Origin of the sequence: Methylobacterium sp. WL116, assembly GCF_008039455.1 — a bacterium.
Lineage (GTDB): Bacteria > Pseudomonadota > Alphaproteobacteria > Rhizobiales > Beijerinckiaceae > Methylobacterium.
The window spans coordinates 1-1,715 of sequence record NZ_VRUV01000742.1; the positions used below are offsets into that span (position 1 = coordinate 1).

General features: G+C 72.9%; 1 protein-coding gene and 1 pseudogene. One reads left to right on the forward strand and one right to left on the reverse strand.

The genetic code is table 11. The annotated features are described in order from the left end of the window. Nucleotides 1-93: 93 nt before the first annotated feature. Nucleotides 94-1,155: a polysaccharide deacetylase family protein gene (locus tag FV223_RS26850; RefSeq protein ID WP_147729766.1), complete on the reverse strand. Its 1,062-nt coding sequence runs from the start codon at nucleotides 1,153-1,155 to the stop codon at nucleotides 94-96. A 349-nt stretch (nucleotides 1,156-1,504) separates the two neighbouring features. On the opposite strand from FV223_RS26850, the pseudogene FV223_RS32180 reads away from it, so the two are divergent. Continuing rightward, a pseudogene (locus FV223_RS32180) lies at nucleotides 1,505-1,715 on the forward strand (hypothetical protein); the annotation flags it as partial.

The following is a 1,715-nucleotide window of genomic DNA, read 5'->3' on the forward strand; positions in this document are numbered from 1 at the left end:
GCCATAGGCTCCGGTCTGTTTGGCTGGGAGATTTGTATAACAGACTTTTCCTACCGGCACCGCCGCCGGCGGCGGTGACTGCGTCCGCCGGGCTCACGCCACGTTGAGGCGTCGGCCGCGGTTCCAGGCGAGGAAGGGCACGCCCGAGAGCAGGCCGGCCAGCGCCGCCCGCGACTGGTGGCAGCCGTTGACCGAGACCCGCGGCAGGGCGTGCAGGTGGCCGGCATGGTCGGGGAAGAGGTGGCCCGGCCGCGTCGTCACCGCGGTCTCGAAGCCGAGGTCGCGGGCGAGCGCGAATTCCCGCGCGCCGGCCGACGTCGGATCACCGACCGGATAGGACAGGTGCCGCACCGGCCGCGCCAGCTCCGCCGCCAGCCGGTCGCGACCCTCGCCGATCTCGCGGAGCGCCGCCTCGGCCGCGTGCTTGGCCAGCATCGGATGGCTGCGCGTGTGCGCGCCGAAGGTCACCGCCGGGTCCCAGCCCAGCGCCCTGAGGTCGTCCCACGACAGGCAGAGCTCGGCGGCGACCGCGCCGGGGGCGATGCCCGCCTCCCGGCACAAAGCCGCGATCCCGTCGAGCAGCCGCGCTTCCGAGCCGCTGCGCAGGTCGCGGTAGACCGCCTCGAAGGCGAGCGCCTTCTCCTGCGGGCTGCGCGCCGGCAGGTCGACCGTCCGCGTGCCGATCGCGACGCGGACCCGCTCCAGCCGGCCGATCGCCCGCTCCAGCTCGATCCACCACAGCCGCCCGGTCTGGTCGGCGAAGTCGCTGGTGACGAACAGCGTCCACGGCACGCCGTGGCGGCGCAGCACCGGCAGGGCGTGCTCGACGTTGTCGCGGTAGCCGTCGTCGAAGGTCAGCACCGCGAAGGGCGGCCGGTAGCGCGCGGCGGCGAGGCGCTCGGGCACCTCGTCGAGGCCGACGACCTCGAAGCCGCGGGCGTCGAGCTCGCGCAGCGTCGCGTCGAGGAAGTCCGGCGTGATCGAGAGCAGGCGGTTCGGCGCGTAGGGACCCGGCGCCTCCGGGCTGACATGGTGGAAGGTGAGGATCACCCCGAGGCCGCAGGCGGCCGGCGCGAGCCAGCGGTCGGCCCCCGTCGCCGAGACGGCCCGGAACCCGGCCTCGAACAGCCGGTGGCGGTTTCGGGACGACAGCATGGCACCGCCTCGATGGGGCAAGATCGATGAAGCAGAAGCGGGACGTCGCAGGCGATGCCGCGCGCCGCGTCGCCCGTTCCTTGTCCCGCTTCGATGTAAACAAAGGCTGAGGTTTCACCGGCGATCCCGGGACCCGAGGCGCGTCGCAACCATGCGTTAGCCACGTCGTCGCTTGGGCGGCGCCGATGCTTCGATCGCACCGCGCCGTACACCCCGGCTTAGGAGCGTGCGCACGAGAACTGGCGCCCGAGACCGATGGTTTGCTGCCTCCGCGAGAGGCCGGCGCGAGGGATGGGCGATGACGGTTCTGGCACGCGGTCCGATGAACCGGGATCTCGCAGGAGCGATCATGGCCCGCGCGGGCGCCCAATCCGGCCTGACCGCCGAGGTCTTCACCGATCTCGATGCCGTCGAGGCGCTGTGGCGCGGGCTCGAGGCCGACCCCGCCTGCCTCGCCACGCCCTACCAGCGCTTCGACGGCATCGAGATCGGTGAAGACCTCGGCGGTCAGGCCGGATTGGGCGCCCGCGCGGGCCATGATCGCTCCTGCGAGATCCCGG